The 25,245-nt window shown below is 68.2% G+C and carries 20 protein-coding genes; 12 read left to right on the plus strand and 8 right to left on the minus strand.

The features are described from left to right. The first annotated feature begins 25 nt into the window (after positions 1-25). The 3 genes from Cs7R123_RS15705 to Cs7R123_RS15715 all read left to right on the plus strand — a co-directional run bounded on the left by Cs7R123_RS15705 (position 26) and on the right by Cs7R123_RS15715 (position 9,169). Positions 26-6,205 (plus strand): hypothetical protein, encoded by a 6,180-nt coding sequence (locus Cs7R123_RS15705; RefSeq protein WP_212827282.1) that lies wholly within the window; start codon positions 26-28, stop codon positions 6,203-6,205. Positions 6,206-6,291: 86 nt separating this feature from the next. After that, complete coding sequence (locus tag Cs7R123_RS15710) at positions 6,292-8,310, plus strand: MBL fold metallo-hydrolase (protein ID WP_212827284.1); 2,019 nt, start codon at positions 6,292-6,294, stop codon at positions 8,308-8,310. A 511-nt stretch (positions 8,311-8,821) separates the two neighbouring features. Beyond that, entirely contained in the window at positions 8,822-9,169 is a 348-nt protein-coding gene (locus Cs7R123_RS15715; RefSeq protein ID WP_212827286.1) for a nucleoside triphosphate pyrophosphohydrolase, read from the plus strand. A 72-nt stretch (positions 9,170-9,241) separates the two neighbouring features. Here the strand turns inward: Cs7R123_RS15715 and Cs7R123_RS15720 are convergent, their stop codons facing one another. Beyond that, on the minus strand, positions 9,242-9,631 hold the full coding sequence (locus tag Cs7R123_RS15720) for a TraR/DksA family transcriptional regulator (protein ID WP_212827288.1): 390 nt from the start codon (positions 9,629-9,631) through the stop codon (positions 9,242-9,244). Between the two features lie 458 nt (positions 9,632-10,089). Further along, positions 10,090-10,548, minus strand: a complete 459-nt coding sequence (locus Cs7R123_RS15725; protein ID WP_212827289.1) for a hypothetical protein — start codon at positions 10,546-10,548, stop codon at positions 10,090-10,092. Between the two features lie 248 nt (positions 10,549-10,796). Between Cs7R123_RS15725 and Cs7R123_RS15730 the strand changes: the two genes are divergently transcribed. The 4 genes from Cs7R123_RS15730 to Cs7R123_RS15745 all read left to right on the plus strand — a co-directional run bounded on the left by Cs7R123_RS15730 (position 10,797) and on the right by Cs7R123_RS15745 (position 15,074). Continuing rightward, positions 10,797-11,894, plus strand: coding sequence for a DUF4238 domain-containing protein (locus Cs7R123_RS15730; protein ID WP_212827291.1), 1,098 nt, complete (start codon positions 10,797-10,799; stop codon positions 11,892-11,894). A 528-nt stretch (positions 11,895-12,422) separates the two neighbouring features. Further along, positions 12,423-12,863 (plus strand): STAS domain-containing protein, encoded by a 441-nt coding sequence (locus Cs7R123_RS15735; RefSeq protein ID WP_212827293.1) that lies wholly within the window; start codon positions 12,423-12,425, stop codon positions 12,861-12,863. 307 nt (positions 12,864-13,170) lie between these two features. Next, positions 13,171-13,680, plus strand: a complete 510-nt coding sequence (locus tag Cs7R123_RS15740; RefSeq protein WP_212827295.1) for an ATP-binding protein — start codon at positions 13,171-13,173, stop codon at positions 13,678-13,680. A gap of 206 nt (positions 13,681-13,886) precedes the next feature. Further along, a complete protein-coding gene (locus Cs7R123_RS15745) occupies positions 13,887-15,074 on the plus strand; it encodes an HNH endonuclease (protein ID WP_212827297.1) in 1,188 nt (395 codons plus the stop codon). Positions 15,075-15,377: 303 nt separating this feature from the next. Here the strand turns inward: Cs7R123_RS15745 and Cs7R123_RS15750 are convergent, their stop codons facing one another. Together Cs7R123_RS15750 and Cs7R123_RS15755 are read right to left on the minus strand one after the other, a co-directional pair. Then, positions 15,378-16,067 carry a DUF3800 domain-containing protein gene (locus Cs7R123_RS15750; RefSeq protein WP_212827299.1) on the minus strand — a complete coding sequence of 230 codons (690 nt, stop codon included), beginning with the start codon at positions 16,065-16,067 and terminating at the stop codon, positions 15,378-15,380. Positions 16,068-16,105: 38 nt separating this feature from the next. Beyond that, the gene (locus tag Cs7R123_RS15755) at positions 16,106-16,294 is read right to left on the minus strand and encodes an AlpA family transcriptional regulator (protein WP_212827301.1); all 189 of its coding nucleotides are present in this window, start codon (positions 16,292-16,294) and stop codon (positions 16,106-16,108) included. Positions 16,295-16,406: 112 nt separating this feature from the next. Here Cs7R123_RS15755 and Cs7R123_RS15760 point away from each other — a divergent pair, with 112 nt between their 5' ends. Then, complete coding sequence (locus Cs7R123_RS15760) at positions 16,407-17,018, plus strand: helix-turn-helix transcriptional regulator (RefSeq protein WP_212827303.1); 612 nt, start codon at positions 16,407-16,409, stop codon at positions 17,016-17,018. A gap of 192 nt (positions 17,019-17,210) precedes the next feature. After that, complete coding sequence (locus Cs7R123_RS15765) at positions 17,211-18,410, plus strand: site-specific integrase (RefSeq protein WP_212827305.1); 1,200 nt, start codon at positions 17,211-17,213, stop codon at positions 18,408-18,410. 200 nt (positions 18,411-18,610) lie between these two features. Here Cs7R123_RS15765 and Cs7R123_RS15770 read toward each other — a convergent pair whose 3' ends face one another. The 3 genes from Cs7R123_RS15770 to Cs7R123_RS15780 all read right to left on the minus strand — a co-directional run bounded on the left by Cs7R123_RS15770 (position 18,611) and on the right by Cs7R123_RS15780 (position 21,192). After that, entirely contained in the window at positions 18,611-19,045 is a 435-nt protein-coding gene (locus Cs7R123_RS15770) for a hypothetical protein (RefSeq protein ID WP_212827307.1), read from the minus strand. A 249-nt stretch (positions 19,046-19,294) separates the two neighbouring features. Then, entirely contained in the window at positions 19,295-19,792 is a 498-nt protein-coding gene (locus Cs7R123_RS15775) for a hypothetical protein (protein ID WP_212827309.1), read from the minus strand. A 161-nt stretch (positions 19,793-19,953) separates the two neighbouring features. After that, positions 19,954-21,192 (minus strand): MFS transporter, encoded by a 1,239-nt coding sequence (locus Cs7R123_RS15780; protein WP_244871849.1) that lies wholly within the window; start codon positions 21,190-21,192, stop codon positions 19,954-19,956. A 59-nt stretch (positions 21,193-21,251) separates the two neighbouring features. Between Cs7R123_RS15780 and Cs7R123_RS15785 the strand changes: the two genes are divergently transcribed. Further along, positions 21,252-21,854: an NUDIX domain-containing protein gene (locus tag Cs7R123_RS15785; RefSeq protein ID WP_212827313.1), complete on the plus strand. Its 603-nt coding sequence runs from the start codon at positions 21,252-21,254 to the stop codon at positions 21,852-21,854. 260 nt (positions 21,855-22,114) lie between these two features. Here Cs7R123_RS15785 and Cs7R123_RS15790 read toward each other — a convergent pair whose 3' ends face one another. After that, the gene (locus Cs7R123_RS15790; RefSeq protein ID WP_212827315.1) at positions 22,115-22,618 is read right to left on the minus strand and encodes a hypothetical protein; all 504 of its coding nucleotides are present in this window, start codon (positions 22,616-22,618) and stop codon (positions 22,115-22,117) included. 487 nt (positions 22,619-23,105) lie between these two features. Here Cs7R123_RS15790 and Cs7R123_RS15795 point away from each other — a divergent pair, with 487 nt between their 5' ends. Together Cs7R123_RS15795 and Cs7R123_RS15800 are read left to right on the plus strand one after the other, a co-directional pair. After that, complete coding sequence (locus tag Cs7R123_RS15795; RefSeq protein WP_212827316.1) at positions 23,106-23,498, plus strand: hypothetical protein; 393 nt, start codon at positions 23,106-23,108, stop codon at positions 23,496-23,498. 90 nt (positions 23,499-23,588) lie between these two features. Continuing rightward, on the plus strand, positions 23,589-25,073 hold the full coding sequence (locus tag Cs7R123_RS15800) for a hypothetical protein (RefSeq protein WP_212827318.1): 1,485 nt from the start codon (positions 23,589-23,591) through the stop codon (positions 25,071-25,073). Positions 25,074-25,245: the final 172 nt, after the last annotated feature.

Here is a 25,245-nt window from a genome sequence, read left to right on the forward strand (position 1 = left end):
AGGCTGCTGGTATCCGGGAGGTCGTGTGGACGTGTCTGGCATCGATCAGGAAGCCGATCTGCGGCCCGCAGCCGACACGCCCGTGCTCACCGATCACGATATCCGTGATCTTCGTAAGCTGCGGTTGGCGAAGTCGGCGGCGCTCAACATCGGAGTGGCCGAGTTCGCAGATGAACTGCACCGCCTTCGCGCTGCGGAACTCACCTGGATTCAGCGCCAGCTGAAGGTGCGCAACGGGGCGCAGGCATCAGTCGTCGCCCAGTCGATGCGCACGATGCTGGTCCGGGCTCCGGAGGAGCTCACCGAGCGGATCCTCCACGACGCGCTACACCACGGCGTGCTCAGCACCGCCATGACGTGTGAACTGTCCGAGGAAGAACTTGGTGCTCTGCTCCGTGCCGACCCGGCGCGACTGGGTTTTCTGACAGACCGGCAGATCCATGTCTGCCTGCAGGACGTCGGGTCGTTCGGCTTCACTACGCCAGTGCGGGTGGCGGTCTGGTCCGCCATGGTGACCACCGCGCACCCTGGAAGCGTGGCCGCGCTCGGCTGGCTGGTCGCCGAAGCGCCGGGCAGTTTGAGTCCGGAAGGGTCGTCGGCGCTGCGGCAGCTCTGGGAGCAGGTGCTAATGCGGCATCCCGCTCTGCCGGATGAGCCTCAGTCGCTGGAGCGGCTGGTGGAGGTGGTGACCCGCTTGCGGAATGCAGCCGGGCCTATCGGTGTCACCACCTCCGATGACCAGTCGGCCGACGGGTGGGCCGGCTCGGGGGAGGAGTCGGCCGACGTCGGCGGCGGGCAGCGATCCTGGTACCACAACGGGCACCGGCACGGCAACGAGGTGTCACCGGAGGACCTGAGCGACATCATCGCGTTCAGCGACGCTGTGACCGCCGCGCACGCCCTCGTCCGCGACCATGTGCTGCCGGATCTCGTGGCGTCGGTCCACGATGGCAGGCTGCCCCCGGACGGCGCGCTGATCGGTGTCGGGCGCCTGTCCGATGATCTGACGGCCTTATTCGAGAAGGTCGCGGCGGTGACTCAGGAGGGCCTGCCGTCGACGCTCGACGAGGCGCGGCTGCGCCTGGATGAGCTGTCCGCCGCGATGGAAAACCTGGGCCAGCTAATACGGATTCGGCGGCTGGTCTCACTGCGTGCTCCCGACTATGTGGCCGGCGAGGCGCGCCTGGTGGCCGAGCTGGCCGCCTCGGTCGACGCCGACACTGACGCGGCGGTACTCGCCGGCCTCGACGCCCTGCTGACGGCGATTGAGATCGGCAGCCGGGACCCGCAGCGTGTGACCGAGCTCGCGCGAACGGTGCAGGCCGGCCTGCCCGACGCGTCGGTCCTGCTGCACGTCGTGCGAGACTTGGCGCTCGAGGGAGACGACGTCTCGCCGACGCCGGACACCCCTCCCGACGGTGACGGCGGAATCGGACCGGGTCCGGTGCAGTCCGCCCCTGCGGCAGATGCCGAGGGCGAAGGTCCGGCCACCACAACCGCCATGGCACCGGCCGGCGAACTCGCTCCCGCGATCACGGTGACCCTCGCCGAGGTGCTGGCCCGGATGCAGCTGACGATTCCCGAGCCGAGCAGCGCAGTGGAGCAGCCGGGCCAGCACGTCCTGGACGGTCCGGCCGATGCCGCCACCGATCCACGGACTCCGCTGGACGTCGAGGCCATGCACGTCGGGCTCCTGCAGGACGGGCAGTTCGCACTCGCCTCGTGGCTGATGCACGCGCAGGCCGCGCCTGTGGCCGTGGTGGCGGCACATCGGCTTGCCGCGCACGCCGCGGCGATGCGCAGCTCGGCCGGGTCCAACGCGGCGGCATTCGTCGACACCGTGAGGCAGCTCGATGCCGACGCGCTCAACGACCGGCCGGACATGCAGATGCTGATCTATGCTGCCTCGGTGCGTGCGGGACTGCTGTCGCCGACCGCGGGCGCGGCGGGTCCGCTGCGGGATCTGACCACCAGTGTCGTCAAGGCGGGGCCGGCGGTCGAGGAGCTGACCGAGGCGCTGCTCAATGCGATCTACAGCGGTGTCTACCTGACCGCGCGCAGCGCGGACGCGGTGGCTGAGGCAGCTGGCGCGGAAGCGGGACACGAGGACCTGACCAGGGCTGCGCGTGAACTGCTGTTGTCCGGACCGTCGCGGACCATCCGATACGCGGCCGCGACCGAGCTGTGGCAGTCGTGGATGGCGGCCAGCGGCTTCCTCGGCACCCCGCTCACCATCGTCGCCAGTGGCTCTCGCGACCTGGACGACCTCGGTGCCGTGCGAGACCGGGTCCGCGAGCTGAGGTCCAAGTCGACTCTCGAGGCCACGCTGGACTACGACACTCGGCGATCGTCGTCGGTGAAGCGGCGGTCACGGATCGAAGCGAGGGCGCGGTCGAAGATCCTCGAGTGGACGGATGGTGTCACCGACCTGCTCGCCCGATGGGTCGAGGCGACGGAGAACCTGACGCGCCCCGCGGCGGCAGGCACATGGATGGCGGACCCGATGGCCGAGCTGCGGGCACGGGTCAACACCATCCGGGAGCCTGCGCTCGAACAGCTCGCGGCGCTTGCGCACACCGGCCAGCCGGCCCGCGATGCGGCGATCCAGGCCGGGCTCGCGCTGCTCAGCGAGTCGCTGGAACTGCTGGACGGCAAGACGGCGCTGCATGGTGCCGAGCTGTCCGCAGAGCGGCTCGTCCACGGGCAGTTGGCGCTCGTGCCGCAGTTGCCGATCGCCCCTTCGCTGGAGCCGCTGCGTGAGGTGACGGTGTTCGACATCGAAGTGGCCGTGGACACCCTGAGCGATGGTGAAGCGGGCTGGGTACGAGCGTTCGATCGACGCGCCGCCCAGCACGACCAGGTGGGTACGCAGATTCTCATCGACGTCGTGCGCTCCGCCGACGCCTCGCTGGCGCAGCGTCTGTCCGTCGCCAGGGACCGCGCGGTCGCTGACTCCGCCAGCCGCCTCGACCAGCTGGCCGGCGGGGTCGTCACCCGCATCGACGCCGACCGCCGCTACGGCCGGCTGACCGCCGACGAATGGGCCGACCTGTCGTCGCGGGTGCGTGAATTCATGTCCGGGACCCGGGGCGTCCGGCGGGACTACGACGTGATGCTCACCCAGGTCGCCCGCATCGAGGAAGACCGAGCAGCCAGGGTGCAGGCGGCGGTCGACGGGGCGCGCAGGCAGCTCACCGAGTCCGACGCGGCTGCGGGCCCGGCGGCCCGCGTCGCCAGCAGAATCGACGAAGGCGACCTGACCACCGCGAACGAGTACCTCGAGACGATCCGCGGCGGTCGCGAGCTGCCGGGGCCGCGCGAGGAGGTCGACAACCTTCGCAGGTTCCACCCGGTCTTCCCCAACCTGTTCGCTGGTTCTGCGGGCTCCAGCCCCACCACAGTGGCCCTGAGCGAGCTGAAGCGGGCGATCGAGGAGGGTCGCAATCCCGCTGCCGGCCCGCTGACCGCAGCGCTGAGCGGGGCTGGGATCGACCTGTCCCTCATCGGCCGCCCCAGGGCGGCGTCCGGCAGCATCGGGCAGTGGATGGCGCTGGCCCAGGAGGGATCGCTCGACGCGAGGCTCGGAAACGTGAAAGCGGTGCTCGAGCAGCTCGGCTTCTTCGTTGACGGCGCCAACACGCCCACCGGACGCCGTGGGCAGAGCGCGAAGCGCTCGTCGTGGATGCATCTCACCAGCGTTCGGGCCACGGCCGGCAACGCCCTCATTCCGGCGTTCGGCAGCGCCATCAGCCCATCCGGGGACACGCTACGGCTGCTCGCGGTGTGGCGCTCGCCGACCGCCTCCGAGCTGATCGAGCTGCTGCGCAACGAGCCCACGGACCACTCGGTCGTCGTGCTTTACTTCGGCACCCTGGACGCAGACGCGCGGCGCGAGCTGGCCACGGAGTTCCGCAGCGGCGGCGGCGGCGGTCGGCGTCTGCCGGTGACCGCCGTCGTCGACGAGGCGGCGTTCGCCTACCTGGTGTCGCAGCCGGAGCCGAGCCGGGACACCACCATGGCCATCACGCTGCCGTTCACCTCGGCCACACCGTTCACGCCGGATGTGGCCGGGCTGGTGCCGCAGGAGATGTTCTACGGCCGGGCCGAGGAACGCGACAAGGTCGTGGACATGATGGGTTCGTGCATCGTGTACGGCGGTCGTCAGCTCGGTAAATCCGCCCTGCTGCGGGCCGCGGCGCGGGAGTTCGACGACAACGTCTCACGGCACGCGGTCTACCTCTCGATATACCGGGTCGGCCAGGACGTCCCGGCGGACGCGGTGTGGTCGGCGCTCTGGCCGATCCTCGCGGAGAAGGGGGTCGTCGCCGGCGACGCCCCGCCCGGAGAGGTCGCCCCCACGCTGATGGGCAGAGTCGCGACCTGGATCGCGGCCCGACCGGGCCGTCAGCTTCTGCTGCTGCTCGACGAGTCGGACTCCTTCCTCGACGCGGACGCGGCCGAGGGCAGGTTCACGAACGTGACGCAGTTCAAGGAGCTGATGGAGCGCACCAGCCGGTCCGTGAAGGTGGTGTTCGCCGGCCTGCACCAGACGGCCCGGTTCGAGCGGCTGGCGAACCACCCGCTGGCCCACTTCGGCGACCCGGTCTGCGTGGGGCCGCTGGCACCGCAGGCGGCCTACGACCTGTTGACCAACCCGCTGCAGGCGCTCGGTTACCGCTTCGGGGAGCTGGACCACGCACCGCGAGTGCTCGCCCTGGCCAACAACCAGCCGGCGCTGATCCAGCTGTTCGGCGCGCAGCTGCTGCGCAACCTGCAACGGGTGGCGCTGGCTGCGGACGCCCCGCCGCAGAACGTCACCGACGACGACGTCGAGGCGGTATGGGCCGACGACGCGCTACGTGCGGCTTTCCGCAAGCGTTTCGACTGGACCCTGAACCTGGACCTTCGGTACAAGGTCATCGCGTACAGCGTGGCGTTCCACGCGCACACCAGCGGCGCCGGCTCGGCGCTGTCGCCAGCGGCGCTGCGAGTCGAGTGCGAGCAGTGGTGGCCGCAGGGCTTTGCCGCCGAGAACGTGCGCTCGGGTGAGTTCAGGGCACTGCTCGACGAGTGCGTCGACCTCGGCGTGCTGTCCTATGCGAACGGCGGCTACCGCCTGCGCACGCCGAACGTGCTGGACCTGCTCGGCTCGCGGGACGAGGTGGACGAGTTCCTGGAGCAGGCGGAGTCCATGCCGCTGCCGCAGAGCTTCGACGGAAGCCTGCTTCGGCCGGCCTTCGGCACCGGTCCGACCCGGGGTCCGCTGACCTCGCAGCAGATCGCCGACCTGTTGTCGCCACGGAGTCAGGTGCGCATGATCGCGGGGTCGACGGCGCTGACCATCGAACGCTGCGTCCGCGCCATGCGCGACGAACACGACAACGCGGTGTCCAGCAGTCGGCGTGTCCAACTGCGCGAGGCCGCACCGGCGACCCTGCAGCACGAGTGCCAGCAGGCCACGATGCTCGCGGCCGGCGGGCACGCCGTGGTCGTCGTGGACCTGAAGGCGGCGATGCCGAAGGCGGCCTGGAACACCTGGCGCACCGCGCGGGAACTCATCGCAGCCCACTCCGGCGGGACGCTGGGGATCGTGCTGGTGACCTCGCCGAAACAGGCCGCGCTGTGGCCGACCGTCGCCGACGAGTCCGACGCCTCGTCGGGCCTGACCGGACTGCGCCGCTACGACCGGACCGACCTGCGGTTGTGGCTGACCGACACGACGCTGCCGTTCCAGGACGACGCCTCCCGCAACGAGCTGCTGTCGGTCTCGGGCGGCTGGCCGATGAACGTGAACAAGGTCGCCGAAGACCTGTCACGGGATCAGAACGGTGACGCCCGCGTCGATCCGCTCGGAGGGCTGCGTGCCCACCTGGCGGATCCGCAACGCGCCAACGAGCTGGTGGCCGCCTCGGGCGCCCGAGCCGACGGCGTGCTGAGCGAGGCGTGGACCTTCCTGGTGCGGGAGTTCGCCGCGGAGCGCGTCGAACAGCAGACGATCGTCGACTACCTGCGCCTGCACGCGGAGTCGGAAGACTCGGGCGCCGCGGTGCTCGGCGAGTCGCAGCTTGCCGAGCACGGGTACCGAAGCATGGCCGATGTGGTCGACGTGCTGCGTACGCTCGGGTTGCTGATCACGAGCGCCGACGGCGGGCACCTGCTGGTCGAGCCGGTCATGGCCGCGGCGACCCAGGCTTCGGTCAGGTGAGCCAGGACGCGCGCCGTCTGCTCACCGCGCTGATCGGGGACGCGGTGCGCCAGGTGCTCGCCCAGCCGGAGTACGACGGACAGGACGTGGACGCGGCGCGGTTCGCTGCGGTGAACCGCGCCCAGCTGCTACGCGTCATCGCCCAGGTGCCCGCGATGCGTGCGAAACTCGCGCAGCGCCACGCCACGGCACTGGCGGGTGGCCACCCGCTGCTACGCGAGCTCACCGGACCCGATCAGGGGTCAGCGGAGCGGGCGGCCGAGCGGCTGGCCGCCGACCCCCAAGCGCTCATTCCGGCGCCCCGGGACGCGACCCGGCCCAAGCCCGAGCCGAAGCCCGTCCAGAGCGTCGAGGGACGCCGGGCCGACCGGGACGCGCGCACCATCGCCGAGATCAGGGCAGCTCGTGATCAGGCCCGAGGGCGACTCGAGTGGGCGATCCGGGAACGTGACGCGGCCCGGCGGGAGCTGGACGCCGCGGTGACCGACCGGGACGAAGCCCTCGCGGTGGTGGAGTCGCTGCGTGCCGAACTCGACGTGCAGCGGCGTAGAGCCGCAGATCCCGTACACGCTGCTACCGTCCTGGCCGAGGCGATACGCCCGGCCGGTCTGGTGGACGCGGATCCGCGCGACCGTGAACGGGCCCGGCACGCCGAGCCCGGCACGGCCGCCGCCCGGCTCACCGCGGCACTGGCGGCGGGCATGGGCGCGGAGGCCTTCCTCACCGTCCTCGACTCGCTGCGGTCGCCGATCCTGCCGTCGGCCCCTGCGCATACCCGTCCCAGGGACATCTCGCTCACTCCGCTGGGTGGGGGCACGGACATCGGCGGGTCCTGCATGTTGGTCGAGGTCGGTGACGTCCGCCTGCTCGTCGATGCCGGTATGCGCCCGCGCCAGCCGCTCGACCGCGCCGGGCCACCGGACATCGCCGTGGCGCGAGCCGGTCGCCTCGACGCGATCGTGGTGACCCACGCCCACAACGACCACGCTGGTTATGTTCCGGTCCTGGTCGCCGACGACTCGTCGGTGCCGGTGCTCTGCACGCCGGACACCGCGGCCCTGCTTCCCACGATGTGGGCCGACTCGGTGAAGGTCTTCGAGCGGGCTCGCCGGGAGGGCCTTCCCGACGCCACGGACGCCCTGCCCCCCTACGGTCACGCCGAGGCGATGGTCGCGCGTCACCAGATCCGGGCCGTCCCGTTCGGTGCCGTGGTGGACGTGGGCGACGGCGTGACGGTGGAACTGTTTCCCGCAGGCCACATCCTGGGCGCGGCGGGTGTGGTCGTGCGCGCGGGTGCCAGCCGGGTGGTGGTCACCGGGGACGTGTCCGACCAGGCACAGACGACGGTGCCCGGCCTACTCCTGCCCGATTCGGCACGAGGCTCGGACCTGCTGGTCATCGAGTCCACGTACTGCCGGCCGGGGCGCTCGCACCGCGCCTTCGAGGTGGACAACTTCCTCGCGACGGTGGCCGAGACGGTCACGGCGGGCGGCCGTGTGCTGGTGCCTGCCTTCGCCCTGGGCCGGGCCCAGGAAGTCGCGCTGACCTTGCGACGCCACCTACCCGATGTGCCGGTGCTCGTCGACGGCATGGCGCGACAGATCACCCGCATCTACGAGCAGCAGACCGCCACCGCCGAGAACCCGTTGCGCATCTTCGGCGGGCAGGTGCAGGAGGTCGCCCCGGAACGGCGCAGGGAAACGATGGCCTCGTTCCGTCGCGGAGTCGTGATCACGACGTCGGGCATGCTCACGGCCGGTCCGGCCGTCCAGTGGGCGCGTTCGATCCTGCCCGACCCGTCGGCCGCGCTGCTCCTGGCGGGTCACCAAGACGAGGAGTCCCCTGGGGCTGCGCTGCTTGCCTTGGCCAGTGGGGAGGAGACCCGGTTCCTGCTGGACACCGAGGCAGTCGAGGTGAAGGCCCGGATCGCCAAGTTCGGACTGTCCGCGCACGCCGACCGAAAGGGACTGATGTCGATCATCAAGGATGCCCGCGCGGCTGAGGTGATGCTGGTGCACGGGCTGCCGGGGCCGCAGCGCGAGTTCGCCGACCATCTCGAGCGGCTCGGCAGGCGTGTTGCCCCCACGTCCCGGTGGCGGTTCTGACACCACCGGGACGCGGTCAGGCGGCGGTTATCGCCGGTACCAGGTAGACGACGTGGCGACTGCCGTCGATTCGCCGAGCTTCTCGACGTGCCGACTCTGGTTGCCGCATGAGGCGTACACGACGCCAGCACCAACGTTCTAGATCACACCCTTGAGCAGCTGCCTCGCCATCACGATCCGCTGCACTTGATTCGTGCCCTCGTAGATCTGGGTGATCTTCGCTCTAATATCCCCTGAACTGGCAAAACACATGTTGAACCACCCGCCCCCAGGACTTCCCCAGGATTACTGAGCGAGTTAACTTAGACACCTATCGTAATGTTGGTTGGCATACAGCTAGCGACGACGCAGCCTGGTCGCAGAGCCGAGTCCTCCTACCACTAGACACCCAGAGACCGGTCAAACTGCTCATCCGACCACCACCTCGTCAGCGATCGGTCGTACGGAACTGCCGACCGAATCGCGGCAAATCTGCGCACCCTCAGTGGCGGGCAAGTGGCAGGATGCCGGGATGGCTCAGAGCAGGAAGATCCCTTACGGCAAGCTCGTGCGTGACCGCATACCCGAGATCATCTCGGCCGGTGGTCAGATACCGGAGATCCGGGTTCTCGGGCCAGATGACTTCCTAGTGGCGCTCATCGCGAAGCTCCACGAAGAAGCTGAGGAACTCGGGTCCGCCGAAGTAGACGAGGTCCTCAGCGAGCTCGCCGACGTTCACGAGGTTCTAGCTGCGCTAACGATCGCCCTCGGCCATACCGATGAGGAGGTTGAGGCGGCTGCGGCGAGCAAACGTTCTGAACGCGGAGGCTTCGATGAGCGCCTCTGGCTCGACGAAGTGCGAGTTCCGCAGCCGGGCTGAACTGACACGCACTCATCTCGGCTAGATCCGGGCGGGCCAAGAGGGCACCGCAGATGCGGCACGGGAGCGTGGTCAACGGCGCTTCTCGGCGGCACTCTGGCAGGGCACGCAGTGAGTCACCCACGGCATCACCTGCAGCCGCACCGGCGGCACCTGCTTCCCGCAGCGTTCACACACCCCGAACGTACCCGCGTCCAGGCGCGCCACCGCGGCCCGCAACCGGGCCAGCTGCTCGGCCAGAGCGGCGGCCAGCGCCGCCTGTTCGGAGCTCTCCACGGCCAGGGTCCCTACGTCGGCGGCGTCACCGCTGCCGCTCTCACCGGCCAGCACTGAACCGGTCTGCTCGCGCAGACCGCGAAGCTGCTCGGCAGTGTCGTCGTGGCGCTGGCGCAGCATCCGGCCGAGGTCGGTCAGATCGACGGCGTCGGTCTCCGGGGTCATCGTCTCGCCCTCGGCGTTCACCTGTGCAGCACCTGTCCTTCGTCGCAAGCGAAACCCGCGACGGCAGGCCCTCCCGGTTCCCCGTCACGGGGTGATCGCCGAGCCTAACCGGCCCCGACCCGGCCCCGCCGTTCGCCACACCGGCCGACGCACCCGCGCAGTACGGCGAGCACATGAGCCGCAAGCTGCGCCTGTTCCCCGACACCTTCACCATCCGCGCGGCGCCACCGAACGGCTCGGCGTGCCGCCTGGCACCGACTGAGACCTTCGGGATCAACGGGGGCAGATACCCGCGTTACTCAAGCGGCTGGACAGGCACGAAGGCGCCCAGGTCTTCGGGTCGACGAACTGGGTCGAACCTACGCAAGGGGCGTATAGGATGACACCCGCACGCCCGGTCGCGGTGCCTCGCGCGGCCAGCTGACGCGCCTCGAATCAGAACCCGCGACGGCAAGGACCCGTTATACGAGAACGGTGTCTCAGCCAGCACGCCCTCCGGTCAGGACCGCGTCGATGTGGTCGTAGGCCTGTCGAAGCGAGGGGGTGTCCTGGCCGGATGTGCCGTCCAGGCGCGCCCAGCGGGACCCCAGCCGGTCCCAGGGTTGGTACCAGGCGTCGTCCAACGTCACCACGACTGGGGTATCGACGTCATCGAACTGGTCGGCGGTGATGTCGACGACCAGGCCATCTCGCACCAGCCACGAGTGAGTGACGATAGGGCCTTCCCCCGGACGCATCCCCGACGCGAGACGCCATAGTCCCTGACCTCGCGACCACAGGTGCTCACCGAGCAGCAGGCACGCCTGGCCGCACGCCCCGGCGGGAAAGTTGTTCATGACGCCAAGTTCCACGAGGTGGGGCGAGCTGTCCAGGATCGCCCGGCGATACCGCGCGGCGATCTCAGCGATGCGATCGACGTGCCCTGCTGCGGACGACATGCGCTCACAGTAGGCCGGTCGCTGTCGAGTCGACCACCGAGCAGGCGTCCGCTGGCGCGGCCCATCCCACGGCCCGGCCGAGCCTGAACCCGCGGGGACGCCTACGGACGGCACACCCATCGCCGCCCAAGGGCGTCTCGACGAACGGAAGGCCGCCGACAGCGATGTAAAGCATGTGCATCCGGACTCGGAAGGGTGACAGGCTGCCCTGGTGTTCCGCTCGTGCGGACCCGAAAGCGAGGATGACGGTGTCAGACGGCTACACCGCGGCGATGCGGACATGGGTGCAGGCCAAGGCCGACAGATGGACCCGCGACGTCGACATCAGCAATGGCGTCGGCGCACGCCATCACGTAGTGCCAGCCTTCTACCTGCGCGGATTCGCCTCCACCAGCGGCCACCTGTGGGTCCGCGACAGGAACCAGGGCACCGGCCGCGCCCAGTCGCACAAGGACCTGGCCGTACGCGACTTCTACACCGTGATCAACCACGACGGGCACAAGGACGGCAGGATGGAACACCTGCTGAGCATCCTGGAAGCCGACACGGCCGAGGTGTTCAAACGGCTGCTGACGAACCTACGCGCCGACGTGCCGCTAACCGTCGACGACCGGATGACCCTGGCGAACTTCGTTGCGATGCAGGCCGTACGCGGCATGCGGACACGCCGCGAGAATGAACTGCTCGCCGACTACCACGTCAAGATGATGGCCCGGGGCACCAAGCGGGAGAAACTGCTTGAGGGCCTGGTCGCGGTCCCACATCCCAACGAGCACATCCAGCTATTCCCCATGGCCGAGCCGGTTGCCCTGCACCTGGTTCAGCGGCCCGTGACGCGCGTTCTGCTGGACGCCCCGCTGCTGATGACCTGCGACGAACCGGTCCTGGTCGTCAACAACGCTCATGTCGAGCACCGGCCGGAGTGCTTCCTGACCGCAAAGCAGCGCCGGGTCCGCATCCGCAAAGACCGCCAGGCGCACCGGATCGGCAAAGAGATCATCCACATCTACACCACCAAGCCGTCAGGATTCCCGCTCGCCGAGGCGATCATCCTGCCGGCCAACCCGCGGATGGCCCTAGTGTTCGGCCGCCCGGACACGCCGGCGCGACCCATGGTCGAACTCGCGGGCGAGGACGCCGCACAATTCGCCGCTGAGATCAACAGGCGCCTGATCGACCAGGCCTTTGACTGGGTCGCCGCACACCTGGACCATGCGACGATCCGTGACTGCGAGCTGCCGCCGGTGGGACCGGTCGTCAACGTGTGCGACGGCGGCACACCGATGAGCCGCGAACTGCAGAAGGCACCATGGCCGTGGCGGCCCAGTGTGCTCGGCCGCCTCTGATCGCGATCTGAGCCCGCTCGGACCGGCCCGTGGTTGGTCTCAACCTCGGAGAGGCCACAACTGGTTCAGGTCATCGGCGGGGCAGGCATCTCACGGGTTGCCGGCCACGCCCGTGCCGCCAAGGAATGGCTCATGCGCTCAGACGAAGACCTGGTTTCCGATGCCACCCGGACCGGTGAAGTTGTTCTGCTGGCGCGTACGTCACTGGCATTGTCGTCCCTGTGCGGTCTACTGAGGGGTCGCCGATCCCGCTCGGTGTGGTGGCGCTTCGCCAGGCCGCTACCCGGCTGGCGGCCCGACGATCACCGACGCGAACGCCCGCAATGTCCCCGCTCAATTCGTGACCCCACCCGCTGTCACGGGCGAGTAGCGTATGGGATTGGCCGCGCTGCACCGACGTGCTCGGCCGGTCGAGCCCGCGACAGCGCCCCGAGTTCAAGGGGGTTGTTGCCTTCCCGGCGTTGGGCCTGGTCCCCGCCCTCCAACCCGCACGCTTCGCGCACCGCCGCTGGGCTTGGAGTACACACGATGTCACAACACACTTCGCCGGTCACCGCACTGGCGCAAGCGCACCTGACCACCCGCCGCCGCGCCTCAGGCACAGTCGTCGTGACCGTGAGCGGAGAGATCGACATGGCCACCGCACCCGCCCTGCAACACGCGCTACTGGACGCGCTGACCACGCACACCCCGGCCGTCATCGACGTGGACCTCGCCGCCTGCACCTTCCTAGACGCGTCCGGCCTGCGGGTGCTCGTCGCCGCGCACACCACCGCGCAGGCCGCCGGATGTCAAATGTGGGCACGCTACCCGCAACGCCTGGTCCGCATGGTCCTGGAAGTGACCGACCTACTCGACATGTTCACCGATCCGGCCACCGCGACCGCCGCACTCGCAGGCAGGTCGAACGTCGCCCCAGTCCGCCGAGTACGGGCAGCCGACCAGCCCACGGCGCTGATCTCCGTCTGACCCATTTCGCCGGGCACACCCCAACCGGTGCGATGAGCGGCGACGAATGGATCGCCGAGACCACGTGGTGCTCGGTCGTTCGGCCGTGCCGCAACGCCGCTCACATAGGCCCCGCACACCCGCCCGTCTCGTCAGTCACCATCCGCGTGAGCCGACGGTCGAGTACCGCGACGCGGCTGGCGAGTATGCCGAGAGCGTTCTGGACCGTGTCTCGGATCGATCCGGTGGAGTCGCGACCATCGTCACCTGTTCGACTGACCTCGATCGGCCGTCGTACTCCGTCGGCGGTCGTATTACATTGCCCGACGTGGGCGAGCTGAGACTCTACATCGTCACTGGTCTGCCGTACTCCGGCAAGAGTGTGTTGTCGCGCGAGTTGGTGCGACGCTTCGACTTCGGATACGCGTCGGTCGACGATGAGATCACCAGCGGCGGCCGCGATGTGACCACGATGGATCAAAGGGACTGGAACGACGTCTATGCCAGGGCCTTCGAGAAACTTGAGGCCATGCTGCGGGCCGGTCGGACGGTCGTCTTCGACGGGGCGAGCCTCACACGCGCCGAGCGGCAGAGCCTACGCGACACCGCGCAGCAATGCGGCGCCGAGCCGGTGCTCGTGTACGTCGATACGCCGCCCGAGGTAGCGGAGGCGCGGCGCCGGCAGAACATGACGACCCAGAAGCGGGCCCATCTTCACGACGAGACGATGAGTAAGGCGCTCAGCATGTTCGAGGAACCGACCGCGGTCGAGCGGCCGGTTGTCTACAACGCCGACCTCGACCTGGACCGTTGGGTGGCAGAGAACATACGGCCGTGACCCACGCGCCGCCGAAACTCGACGCATCTGCCACTCGGCAACTGCAAGGTCATCAAGAAAGGCGCGGGACCTTGGCGCCGTCACCGCCGCTACGGCACCTTCTCCCGGAGTCTGAAGCCAGCCAGGCAAGGATGTCGTTCCACCGGCGTTGATCGTGGCACTTCGGCCGAGGTGGTTGCCAACGCGACTTCCATATGCTTTTGAGCATGACGCTGCTGCAAATCACGCGTGAAGCCGTGCTGGCGGCAGTCGCGGAGTACGACGAGCTTGGGCAGCCGCTGCTCCTTGAGCGCTACGGGCTGGAACAGACCCATGCTTGTTGGTTTGTCCACAACGGCCGGAAGTACGACTCGAAGGCGATCATGGTCGCCGCTCACGAGCATGTCGGTGGGGGTGCGTTGACGCCCAGCGACTTTGGTGATGGCCAGCGCACGATGATCTTACAGCTGCGAAGACTCGGTTTCGAGATCACCCGCGTGGACTCACGGAGGCCATCGGGTCATGCTGGTACCAGCCTGTTCGATGTTCTTGATCGCCTATCGACGCATCGGCTCGGGGGGATACCCAGCCGTCATAAGCCACTTGCTCTGCTGTGGGCGATCGGCCGGCTGGCCGCCGGTCAACCTCGCCTAATGGATTGGCGAGAATTCCGCGATGGTGTCACACCAATTCTGCATAGCTACGGACTGCCCGAGTCACGCCTCAGTCCCGAGCACCCGTTCTGGCATCTGCGCAGCGATGGGCTATGGGAAGTCAACGGCCTGGCGTGGAGCCGCACAAAGACACCCCCACTCACACTACTGGACAACGACAACCCACTGGCTGGCTTCACTACTGACGCCGCTAGCCGTCTCGAGGATACGGCGATTAGAGGGCGTGCCGTACGGACCCTTCTCACGCGGTACCTTGTCCAGCTAGATCATACTGCGCTGCTGGGCGACGTCGGCCTGCATGGCTACGACACCGCAGCCGGCAACGACAGGTGGGCAGGGTTCGCGGAAGGCTTGCAAGGCGAAGCAGCTAGGCGTGAGGTGACGGCACAACTGATCGTGCGCGACCCCCAGATCGCACAATCAGTCAAGGCTCTCTACGATCATCGATGTCAAATCTGCGGCGTACGCCTGCAAACTCGCAATGGTGGCTACAGCGAAGCGGCGCATATTCGCGGTCTCGGCGTGCCCCACCGCGGTCCAGATCACTTAGCCAACTTGCTGTGCCTTTGCCCCAACGATCACGTTCTATTCGATACGTTTACAATCTATGTAGACCACGAGGGTGTTGTACGCTCCGCTGTTGATCAATCGCCGGTCGGCACTTTGCACATACACCCACAGCACATCCTCGACGCCGAGTGCCTCAGCTACCACCGTCAGCTATGCGGCCAGGATGCCTAACGCCACAAAACGGCCGATCGAGCCAGCTTCAGGGTTAAGCGCCAGAACGCAGGCCACATGCTCAACCGTGACGGTCTTCTCGTGGTAGGCGCGGCTCATGACCGAATCTGACGAAAGCGGCCGCGCTGGCTCGCGGGTCCCCGGCCTATCATCCCGACCCCCTAGCGGGCGTCAAGCCCTCCGGGCGCTTCGCTCCTTGACGCCCGGCTGCGAGTGTCGGGCCCGCTTAGGCCCGGCCCCGCCGTGGCGCGGCATGCATCGACCCAGGGAGACCACGGGTTCCGTGGCAGAAACTCGGAGTGATCAAAGAATGACCGGGCCGCCGTGGACGTCGAGGTCGCCGAGGATGTTGGCGTACCAAGTCATCGCCGCACGCCTACGGTTTGTGACAGTCAACGACCGGTAGCCGGTCCAGGCGATGAGATCAGCGATCTGGACCCACTGACTGACATCGGCGTGCCGAAAGAACGGGTCTTCAATCAGTCTGCGCCCATGCTCCCCCAGGGTGCGATGTGCTCGCGCGTAGGCGCCGTTGGTTCCGTCTCCGTCCATGACGATCGCGCCGAAGCTGTCGCGTGCCTGAAGTTGCGCATCCAGTGCTCTGACCACGTGTTCGTACAGGTCCTGCTTGTCGGTCTCGTAGGCGCGGCCGCGGCTGGACGTCATGCGATAGGCGGTGCCTAGGCGTGCTCCGGGCAGGCCTGCGATCGCTTCCAAGCCCTCCCGAATGAGAGCCATCCCCTGCTGGCGGTTTCCTCGCAGCGCCGCGGCGGAGCGGTTTCGGCGTCCTCCGGCGAGGTCGGTGGCGTGCAGTCGCTGGGACGCGGAGATGCCATGCCGCCGATACGCCTCCGCCCGGAAGGCTAGCCACTTCTGCATGGCGCTCGCCCAGTCTGCAGGGTTGATCTGGATCCAGCTGAAGGTAATGCACCCGGCGGCCTCGCTACCGGAGTCGTCGATGTAGAAGATGTCGAAATTGCAGGTCGTGGGCAAGGTGAGACTCCAGTGGTGAGGGGTTGGCGAAGTAGGTCTCAGGACCGTGAACTGCGGGTTTCCAGCCAGGCATCGATGTCGCGCTGGCGGTAGCGGCGGTAGCGTCCCACCTTGAACGACTTCGGCCCTTCGCCCTTGTGGTTGATGAAGTGCAGCGTCTGCTTGGCGATGCCGAGGTACTCCGCCGCTTCCTCATGTGTCCACAGCCCCGTGCCGCCGTCTCTCATTTCAACCTCACTTACCAATTCCGCAAATTTTAGGATCCTGCTTTGCTGTTGCGGTAAGTGATCCTGGTCAGGGGGTTGCCATTTGTCAAGGGGACGAGTAAAAATTACGAACATGACAAGCGAGCAGGTCAGCGGTGGGTCGTCGCCTGGCGAGATCGTGCGTGACCGACTGCGAGAGGTGCGCAAGGCACGCAAACTCAACGCGACACAGGCGGCTGAGCTGTACGACGACCCGTCCATGACATCGACCGTCCTGATGAACATCGAGGCAGGGCGGCGAGCGGCCGGCGCGACCATCGACGAGCTGATCCGGTTCGCTTATGTGCTCGACGTCCCGCCGGAGGCGCTGCTGGTCGCGGCCGGCGAACATGTCCAAGTGGCTCCGGGCGTGACAGTCGACTCCGCGCGCTTCTTGCGCTGGGTCAGAGGGCAGGAGCCCCTGGAAGGCACCGACGCACGCCAGTACCAGGCCGCCGCTGACGCGGTGCTGAGCGGCGCTGAGCAGCCGGTGTCGCAGGATCTGCGCGCCTGGTTCCAGGAGCGCGCGATGGCGGCGTTCGACCTGTTCGCCGCCGACGCCGATCAGATCAGCCGCAAGACCCGCGAACAGGTTCGCGAGGTGCTCGGCGAGGTCCGTGACGCGATCACCTCAGACGCGCCGACCGCCGACGTGCTACAGAAGATCGACGGCTTCCTGGATCGACTAGGGCGACCCAGCGCCTGATCAGACCTGACAAAACGCTCGTGACGCCAGTCCGGCACACGAGCCGGTAGCCCGTACCCACGTTCCGCGGCACCAGTGGTGTCAGCGGCCGATACCCCGCACCCCCAACCCGCCGCCCGACCTTGGCTGCCGGGGCGATGACACGCGCCCGCAGCAGCCCGACGGCGCGGGTATGTGAAAGGAACCACCCGCATGGCCCACGCCTGGATCACCCCGCAAGCCGATGGAGGCGTCGGCTATACCGTCTACTGGCACGACCCCGACAAAAAGCAGCGGCAGAAGTCCTTCCGCAAGAAGGTCGACGCCGAGGCGTTCCGCACGAAGATGGACCGCGAGCTCGAAACAGGCACCTACATCGAGCCAAAGCGCGCAGCCGAGACCGTCGTCAGCCTGTTCGAGCGCTGGGCCACCTCACGCGGCCTGGAAAGTTCCACCGTCCGCCAGTACCGCAGCATCCTCAACCAGACGATCAAGCCGTACTTCACCACCCGCACCACCGGCAGCCTCAAGCTGTCCGACATCCAGGCGTGGATCGCCTGGATGAAAGACACCAAGAAGTACGCCAACCAGACCCTGCAGACCCGCTTCGGCTACCTGTCCTCGGCGCTGCAGTGGGCCGTCAACAACGAGGAACTCGGCCGCAACCCCGCCAAACGTGCCACGCTGCCCGGCAGCCGCGCCAAGACCCGGCGTGTCGTCAAGGAAAAGATCGTCGTACCGGACCTGTTCGAGGTCGAAGCCCTGATCCTGGCCACCGATCCGCGGTACGCGGCGATGATCTGGCTGATGGCCGGCTGCGGCCTGCGGATCTCCGAGGCCATGGGCCTGTGCCGCGAGCAGATCGACTTCCGCAAGGGGCTGCTGCGCGTCGACCGGCAGATCACCGAGGACGGCGAGACCGACAGCGGCAAGAACGCCGGGCTGCGGCTCAAGCGCTACACCAAGCACCGCGACGAGGAGTCACCTGGGCGCACCGTGCCGCTGCCCGCCATCGTGGCCGCGGTTCTGCAGGCACACCTCAAGCGCTACGGCACCTGCGGCCAGGACAAGCTGCTGTTCCCCAACCACACCCGCACTGGCTTGCTCTACCAGTACTACTTCCGCAACGAGGTCTGGCAGCCCGCCCTCACCGCGTCGAAGGTCTCGTTCCACAAGACCCACGCGCTGCGCCACTTCTTCGCCGCGTCGATGCTCGGCAACGGGGTGCCCATCACCGACCTGTGTGAGTGGCTCGGCCACTCCTCCGTCGAGATCACCTACGCCTACTACGGCCACCTCATGCCCGACGCGCCCGAACGCGGCCGAGCAGCCATCGACACCGCCATGGCCCCGCTCGCCTCAATCACCGGCACGGTCCGGTCCGCAGAGGCTGCAGAACCCGCAGGCGTCTAACGGCTGCAATCGGGAGGCAAATAAAAGCGGACCTGCCGATCCACGAGTGTGGGGCAGGTCCGCACCTCCACGGTAGCAGGCACGCCCCGTCTATCCACCTCACTCCGTTTCCCCGGAAGGACACCCAAGTTGATCTCCGCTCGCCTGCCGGTCCACGGCAGTTACGACGGCAGGGGGCCGCGATGGGTTGTCCGCTGGCGCTACGTGCCGGCGCGGATGTCGTCGCGCAGGTCGGCGTACTCGCCAGTGGGGTCCGCCCGCGCCGCATGCTGGTGCCGTTCAACCCACTCCGGCCCGATCTTCGGGTACGCAGGTGGCAGTATCGGCCAGGTCGAAGCCGGACCGCGCAGCACGATTCGCGGCACCCGCTCGTAGCTTTCACCCGCGCGCTCGCGCACCTGCTCCGCCGGCACCCACGTCGTCAGCAGCGCGCGCAGCGGCGTCCCCCGGAAGGTTCGATAGATCCAGGCGATGCCGGCGTGCCATCCGTCGTCGCCACGTCCCCAGAACAGCAGCGCCGCTGGAACCAAGCCTTCGGCGATGCCGGTCACCGTCACCAGCGGCGGGACCGGCCGTGCGAGGTCTGCCAGCTGAGCGGTGGTGGGCATCGGCCCGTAGGCGTGCTGTCCCGACATTTCAGCCACACCCGTAGCCGCGCCCACGCGCCGAGCCGCGGCGTCGGGCCACGCTCGCCTGACGGTTCATGACCAGCCCAGCCTGCCGTAATGATCAAGGTCGGCTTGATCGTACATCAGTTCGAATCTTCGAGTGCCGGTAATCGCCAAGGCGCAGGCCCGATGCAGTGCTGGCGGCCGGGCGGGGCCGGAGTCGCGCGGGCTCGCGTGCCCGGAAGGCTCTTGGCCGGCATCACATGGCATGCAAGATCAGCGGCGTTTGGACAGCGGGCCGTTGCACCTGCTGTACCGACTCAGGATTGGGCGTCCCTGCTGTACGCCCGGCACGGACTCAAAGGTGAATGCGGCATAGACGCCTTGCGGGCTATTCACCGTGATCTGCCGGTAGTCGCGCCGGGCGTACACCGTCACCAGTTCCAGGACGGCAAGCTCGGGGTGGCCCTCGAAAGTCAGCACGTCCGCCACGACTTGTTCGGGCGTGCGCAGGTCGGGGGTTTCAGTGCCGCCGATGCCGTAGTCGAGGTTGCTCGAGACCACGCCGTTGCTGGGATCGCAGGACAGCAACTCGGAGTCCGGTCGCAGCGTGTCGCCGACCTCAGCGACGGCGCCGGAGCCGGCCTGCAGGTCGCCGACGGCCACCACGACCGTGACCAGCAGCGCAGATGCGCTGACGAGCATGATCAGTCGGCGCCTGCTCACGTGCATCCCCCATTCGGAGCGAGTGGCCGCCTCGATACGCGGCCTCATCATGGACAACGTCCGAATGACGGTGTACGCCCTGCCTGAGGCGGCTACCGTGCTGTCGCGATCCGGTCAATGACGTGCGGGCCGGCCCGCGTACGGCGTACCCGACGCCAACGTCGCGCCAGCCGCCTGGCGGCTGCGCGGATGGCTGGTACCTGCCGGAGCTAGTCGGCGGTGCGCAGCGCCCCCGCCGGGTTGGTCTCGACTGCGGTCCATGGCAGCAGCACGCTGCTGGACAGCAGCAACAGCGCGGCGACGCCGATAGCCGCGGCAGGGCCGAGCAGCCACGCCAGGACACCGCCGGCTGCGATGAACAGCGGCTGCACACACCTGGTGCCAGCCGACCATGTCGTCAGCACCCGGCCCAGGTGGCCGTCGCCGACCGCTTCCATCCGGTAGGTCACGAACAGCGGCCCGAACACTCCAGCGCACAGCAGCAGCATGGTGTCCGCCACGATGATCAGCACCAGGCCCGCCGTGCCCGGCGGCGCGAATGGCACCAGCACCATCCACACGGTCCGGGCCGCGCCCGCGCCCAGCAGGACGCGCCGTACCCCGTACCGGCGGACCAAAGGGCCGGTCAGCAGCGAGCCGACGATCCCGCCCACCGCCGGCACGCCAACCGCCAGGCCGTACTGCCAAGCCGCCAAACCCAGCTCACCCAGCATCAACACCGGAAGGATCGGCGACGCGAGCATGATCGCCCCACCGAACAACTGCGAATTGACGAACAGACCCCGCAGGTCAGCCCGCGCGAAGATGTAACGCCATCCGGCGGTCAGCTGAGCCGACCAAGGCTCGTCGTGGCGTGCTGCCGGTGGCGGTTCGGGGCTTCGAATCCGGCGGACCCAGGCGGCGGAGCCGAGGTAGCTGACGGCGTCGACCGCGGCCGTGGCCAGCGGCCCGACCGCCGACACGATCAGCCCTCCCAGCGGAGGCCCGACGCTGGTCGCGGTCCAGAACGTGGCCTCCATCCGGCTGTTGGCCCGCGTCCGCAGCTGCGCAGGAACCAGGTTCTTCAAATGAGCGCCACTCGCGGCGGCGAACGTGATCGCGGCGGCGGCGTTGACGACACCCACCAGGCACAACTGAGTGATCGTCAAGGCTCCGAGCGCGGCGGCGGCAGGCAGGCTCGCCAGCGCCGCGAACCGCACCAGGTCTGCGCCGATCATGCAAGGGCGTTTGCGGCCGAGATCGATGCGGGTCCCGACCGGCAGCGCGATGGCCGCAGCCGCGGCCGCCGACAGAGCCGCCAGCATCGACACCTGCCACGCCGGCGCGTCCAGCACGGTTATCGCGACCAGCGGCAACGTGCCGGCCCCGACGGCGCTGCCAAACTCACTGATCGCGTAGCCGGCCCACAACCGGCGAAAGTCCCGACCTAGCCCGGCAGTCGACGTCATGGCCGACATTGTCGCCAGCCGACGCCCGGGTGTCCGGGCCGGCAGGTGACAATCAGCAGATGCGCTCCCCCGTCAGTACGCGCGAGGCCGTGCACGCCCTGGTCGCCGAGATCAGCCCCCTCGACCCCGTCGAAGCCGAACACCGCGACACGGTCCTGGCCTGGATCAGCAGCGATGCCCCGCTCTACCGGGTCAGTAAGCCCGACAACCCGCCGATGCACCTGGTCTCCTACATGATCCCCGTCGACCGCGAGAGCGGCGACCTGCTGCTGGTCGAACACCGCAACGCCGGCCTGCGCCTGCCGCCAGGCGGGCATTGCGAACCCGGGGAGCTGCCCTGGGCCACCGTAGAGCGCGAGTTCACCGAGGAGCTCGGCGTAGCCGCGCTCGCCCACCCCGTGTTCGGGCAGACCCCGGCCATGGTGACCGTGACCCGCACCCGTGACCCGTACGGCCGCGGCGGCAGCCACATCGACGTCTCGTTGTGGCACGTGGTGCAGACCGACCGGACACAGGTCGTCGCGTTCGACACCGCGGAGTTCACCGCGATCGGATGGCACAGCCCGCAAGAAGTCCTGCAGATGCCGATCGACGATCTCGACCCGCACATGCACCGCTTCCTCGCCAAGATCGTCGAACCGCTCCGAGGACAGATCCTCTAAAGCACGAACGCCACCCCGAGCATCACGCCGCGATCGTCCAGTGGGCCATGGTCATCGTCATGACCCGGCGTCTGGCCCGCTGCCACCGCACCGGCCGAGTCCAGCCTGCCGTCAGTACCGCCTGACCGGGCTGTTCGTCGGGCACTCAGACGGCATCGCGGCTCCGGCGTCACACGGCCTCGTCGGAGCCGAAAATGCCGCTCAGCCGCCAGCAGGGCGGGCGCGGGTGTTCCTGGCGCGCGTGAAAGCTTGGGCGGTCGTTACTTCCGAGACGGCTTCTTCGCTCGACGAGGTGTACTTGGGCGCTGCCTTGGAGCTGGTGATGGATAGCCTTCAAGGTCTTTTGCTTCTTCCTCGCCCGCAGTCTTCTTTTGTAACTCCCTACGGTAGACCGCCATGATCCGCGCAATCACTGACGGGATTCCCACCCCGAGGAGTACCACTACGAAGAGGACTGAGCGGGTCGTTCCCCCGGTCGGTCCCGGAACCGCTGCCCCCACCAACGCAATCAGCCCACCCAGGAAGGCGATCCCCGCGACCCCCTGTAACAATTGCCATGCAAATAACCCCCGGAGATGAGTTTCCCTGTCCGCTCTCATGGCAACCAGCGTTAACACGGCACCGGAGCCCGCCACCACGATCAGGCCGCCCGAGAATATGACGGCGCCCCTGACACTGGGGAAAAGTCCGTACGCGACGCCGAGCAGATAGATCACTGCCGCTGCTATCAAGTTGGCCAAGACGTTGATGGCGGTGTCTCGCATGAATGCCTTCACACTGGGGGACACTAAGGCCCAACGATCCGCTTTGCACCCCACCACGCGGTTAGCCTTTGCGCACCACTCGCCGCCGGCTGTGATGATGTACGCCGCCGCCGGTTGGTCGCAAGACGCCCAACACAGTCGGGGTAGGACGTCTGTGGGCCCTGGCCTTGATCCGGCTGGCAGCGGCATTGATCGTCGGCCAGTTGGGGATGATGGCCGCATTCGTACTCAAGCTCGTGTTACACCGTTCCTGTTGGTTGCTGGCACCGCCGTGGCTTTACTGGCGATCGGAGTGTGGTCTTGCGGAACTGAGCACTCACCTGATTCTTCAACAGGCACTCGGTTCCCAGCCTGCGGGTCGACGTCGCGAAAAGCTCCCGCGACGTCGACCCGCTGCTTTAGCGGCGAAGCGTGACCCGTCGCTCAGAAAAGTCGGCAACTACCTCGACCTCAAGCCGTCGACGACACGCTGCCGATCATCCCGGTCGTGCAGGGCTGGCACCCGCGCGAGTACGAGCTGTGCGTCGACCTTTACGCACGCCACGGCGTAGATCTGGCCCGTCAGCCCCTCCTCGACGTCGGGTCAGTGTGCCGTCGGCAGGGTAGCGCCGAGGCCGAACGGATCGTCTCGCTACTCAACAACCTCGGCTTGAACCGGCTGCACCTGTACGGCTCCAAGACGCTGGGCCTAGCCCGGTTCGCACCACGGATCGAGTCAAGCGACTCGATGGCATGGTCGTTCGCGGCCCGCTACCAGCCGCGCCTGCGCAGCTGCCTCCATTTGGGCCATTGCGGCAACTGCCGCCGCTACGCGCTGCGCTGGCGATCCCGCCTGCCCGCCAGCCTCGCGGCCCAACGAGCTGACGCCACAGTCAGCTGACCTGCGACAGCTGCTGGCGCCAACGAATTCCTGATCTTCGGCACCCGGCACCGGCCGGGCGCTTCACCCTGCCCCGAAGGAGCACCACCTTTGCGAACTGCCGCCTACCTCGTCGACCTGCACGACGCCCTCAACCTCGCCGAACACACCCTCGCCGCCCAGGGCAGCCAGGCTCAGCTGGTACTGGTCCCTGGAGAGCCGGTGATCCTGCAGAGCGCCGCCGAGACAGTGTCTGGCGCTCTGCCCGCCGTCGTCCACGGCCTCGGCCCCGTCCCTCGCCTGAGCACGGCCAAGGAGTTGCCGCTGTTCAACACGGCCGATCCACTGGACGGCATGCTCGCGCTGCTGTACCGGGGCGTGGCCGCGGGCCACCACTGGCTCGCGCTCACCCCCGCCGACGGCGCCGCAACCGTGGTGTCCACCGTGCACAGCATCCGCAGCGGCGCCGACGACAACGCGCGCATGATCCCGGCCGCTGTCGCCATCGAGGACCTCGGACCGTTCGACGCTATGATCCCCAAGGGCTATACGTGGAACGGCTGGGACCTGCCCAGCTTCGACCTGCCCACGGTCGAGCAGATCGCCGCGCAGGTGGCCCGGCAGCAACAGGACCCGGACTACACCACCCGCATCGACATCGACGGGACCACGGTCACGGTCGTCGAACAGGCCGGCACCGCCGAGCAGACCTGCACGGTCCTGTCCCCCGATCACGATGGGCGGTATCCGGTCGGGTCCGGATGGTGGACCTGGCAGGCTCGCACTACTGCGGCCGTGCGAGAGCTTCCCCCGCCCGCGCGGCGGCTGTGGTTCCCGTGGGCGCGGGTCGCGGCGCTAGTCGCGCACGCCGACCACACCGACACCCACGGCAAGGTCACCTACCCCGACGGGCGCGACAGCAGCGGGCGCGGCCTGATCCTGCGCTACCACCCGGGCGGGGCGACCCTGGCCTCCAGCGGACTGCCTGGCTGGCACGACCGGTGGGGACGCCCCCACACCGTGGCCGACCGGCCCATCCGCCCCGTCAACCGGCCGCCGGTGGCAGACGACCGCACCCGCAGCGGGTTCATCCGCCTGCGCGACTCCTTCTACAACCTTGTCCCGTCCTCGAGGATCCCCGACCGGCAGGACGGCTGGCTGGCCGTCGACGTGTGGCACGATCTGCCCGGCCTGGACGGCGTCCCGATCACCCGCTGCGCCCGCACCGTCGTCCGCGACGACTTCGACCCGGGCCGTCATGCCTGGATCGACGGGAAAGTGTTCAGCTGGGATCTGAGCGGCCAAGACTGGCCCGCCCAGATCGCCCCCGGCCTGCGCTGCGGCCTGGGATACGTCGCCCGCTTCGACGCCGCCACCGCAGCGGCGATCGCCGCCGACACCGCAGCGTATGCGGACCTTCCCGGCAAGCACTGGATCGAGATCCATCACGGCGTGGTGGAGCTGTACCGCACCGGCGGCCACGACCAGCGCAACCTGCTGGTCAGTTGGACCGTCGCCGACAGCGACGGCATGTACGCGGTCGGACTCGGCCACCTGGTGTGGCATCTGGCCGAGTCGGCCCAGCCGGGGAGTTGACGCCTCGGCGCTCACGCGGCGCCTGCGCGCCGCGTGGGCGCGTTCATTTTGCTGACGGCGGCGATAGTGCTGGCGCGCTCGGGTCGGTGCTGACTTTCCCGCGTTCTACCGGCCGGCCCTTGCCCGGCAAGGGCACCGTCAGCCTCGCGCCCTTGGTCTTCGACGCCTGATG

The organism is Catellatospora sp. TT07R-123, assembly GCF_018327705.1.
GTDB lineage: Bacteria > Actinomycetota > Actinomycetes > Mycobacteriales > Micromonosporaceae > Catellatospora.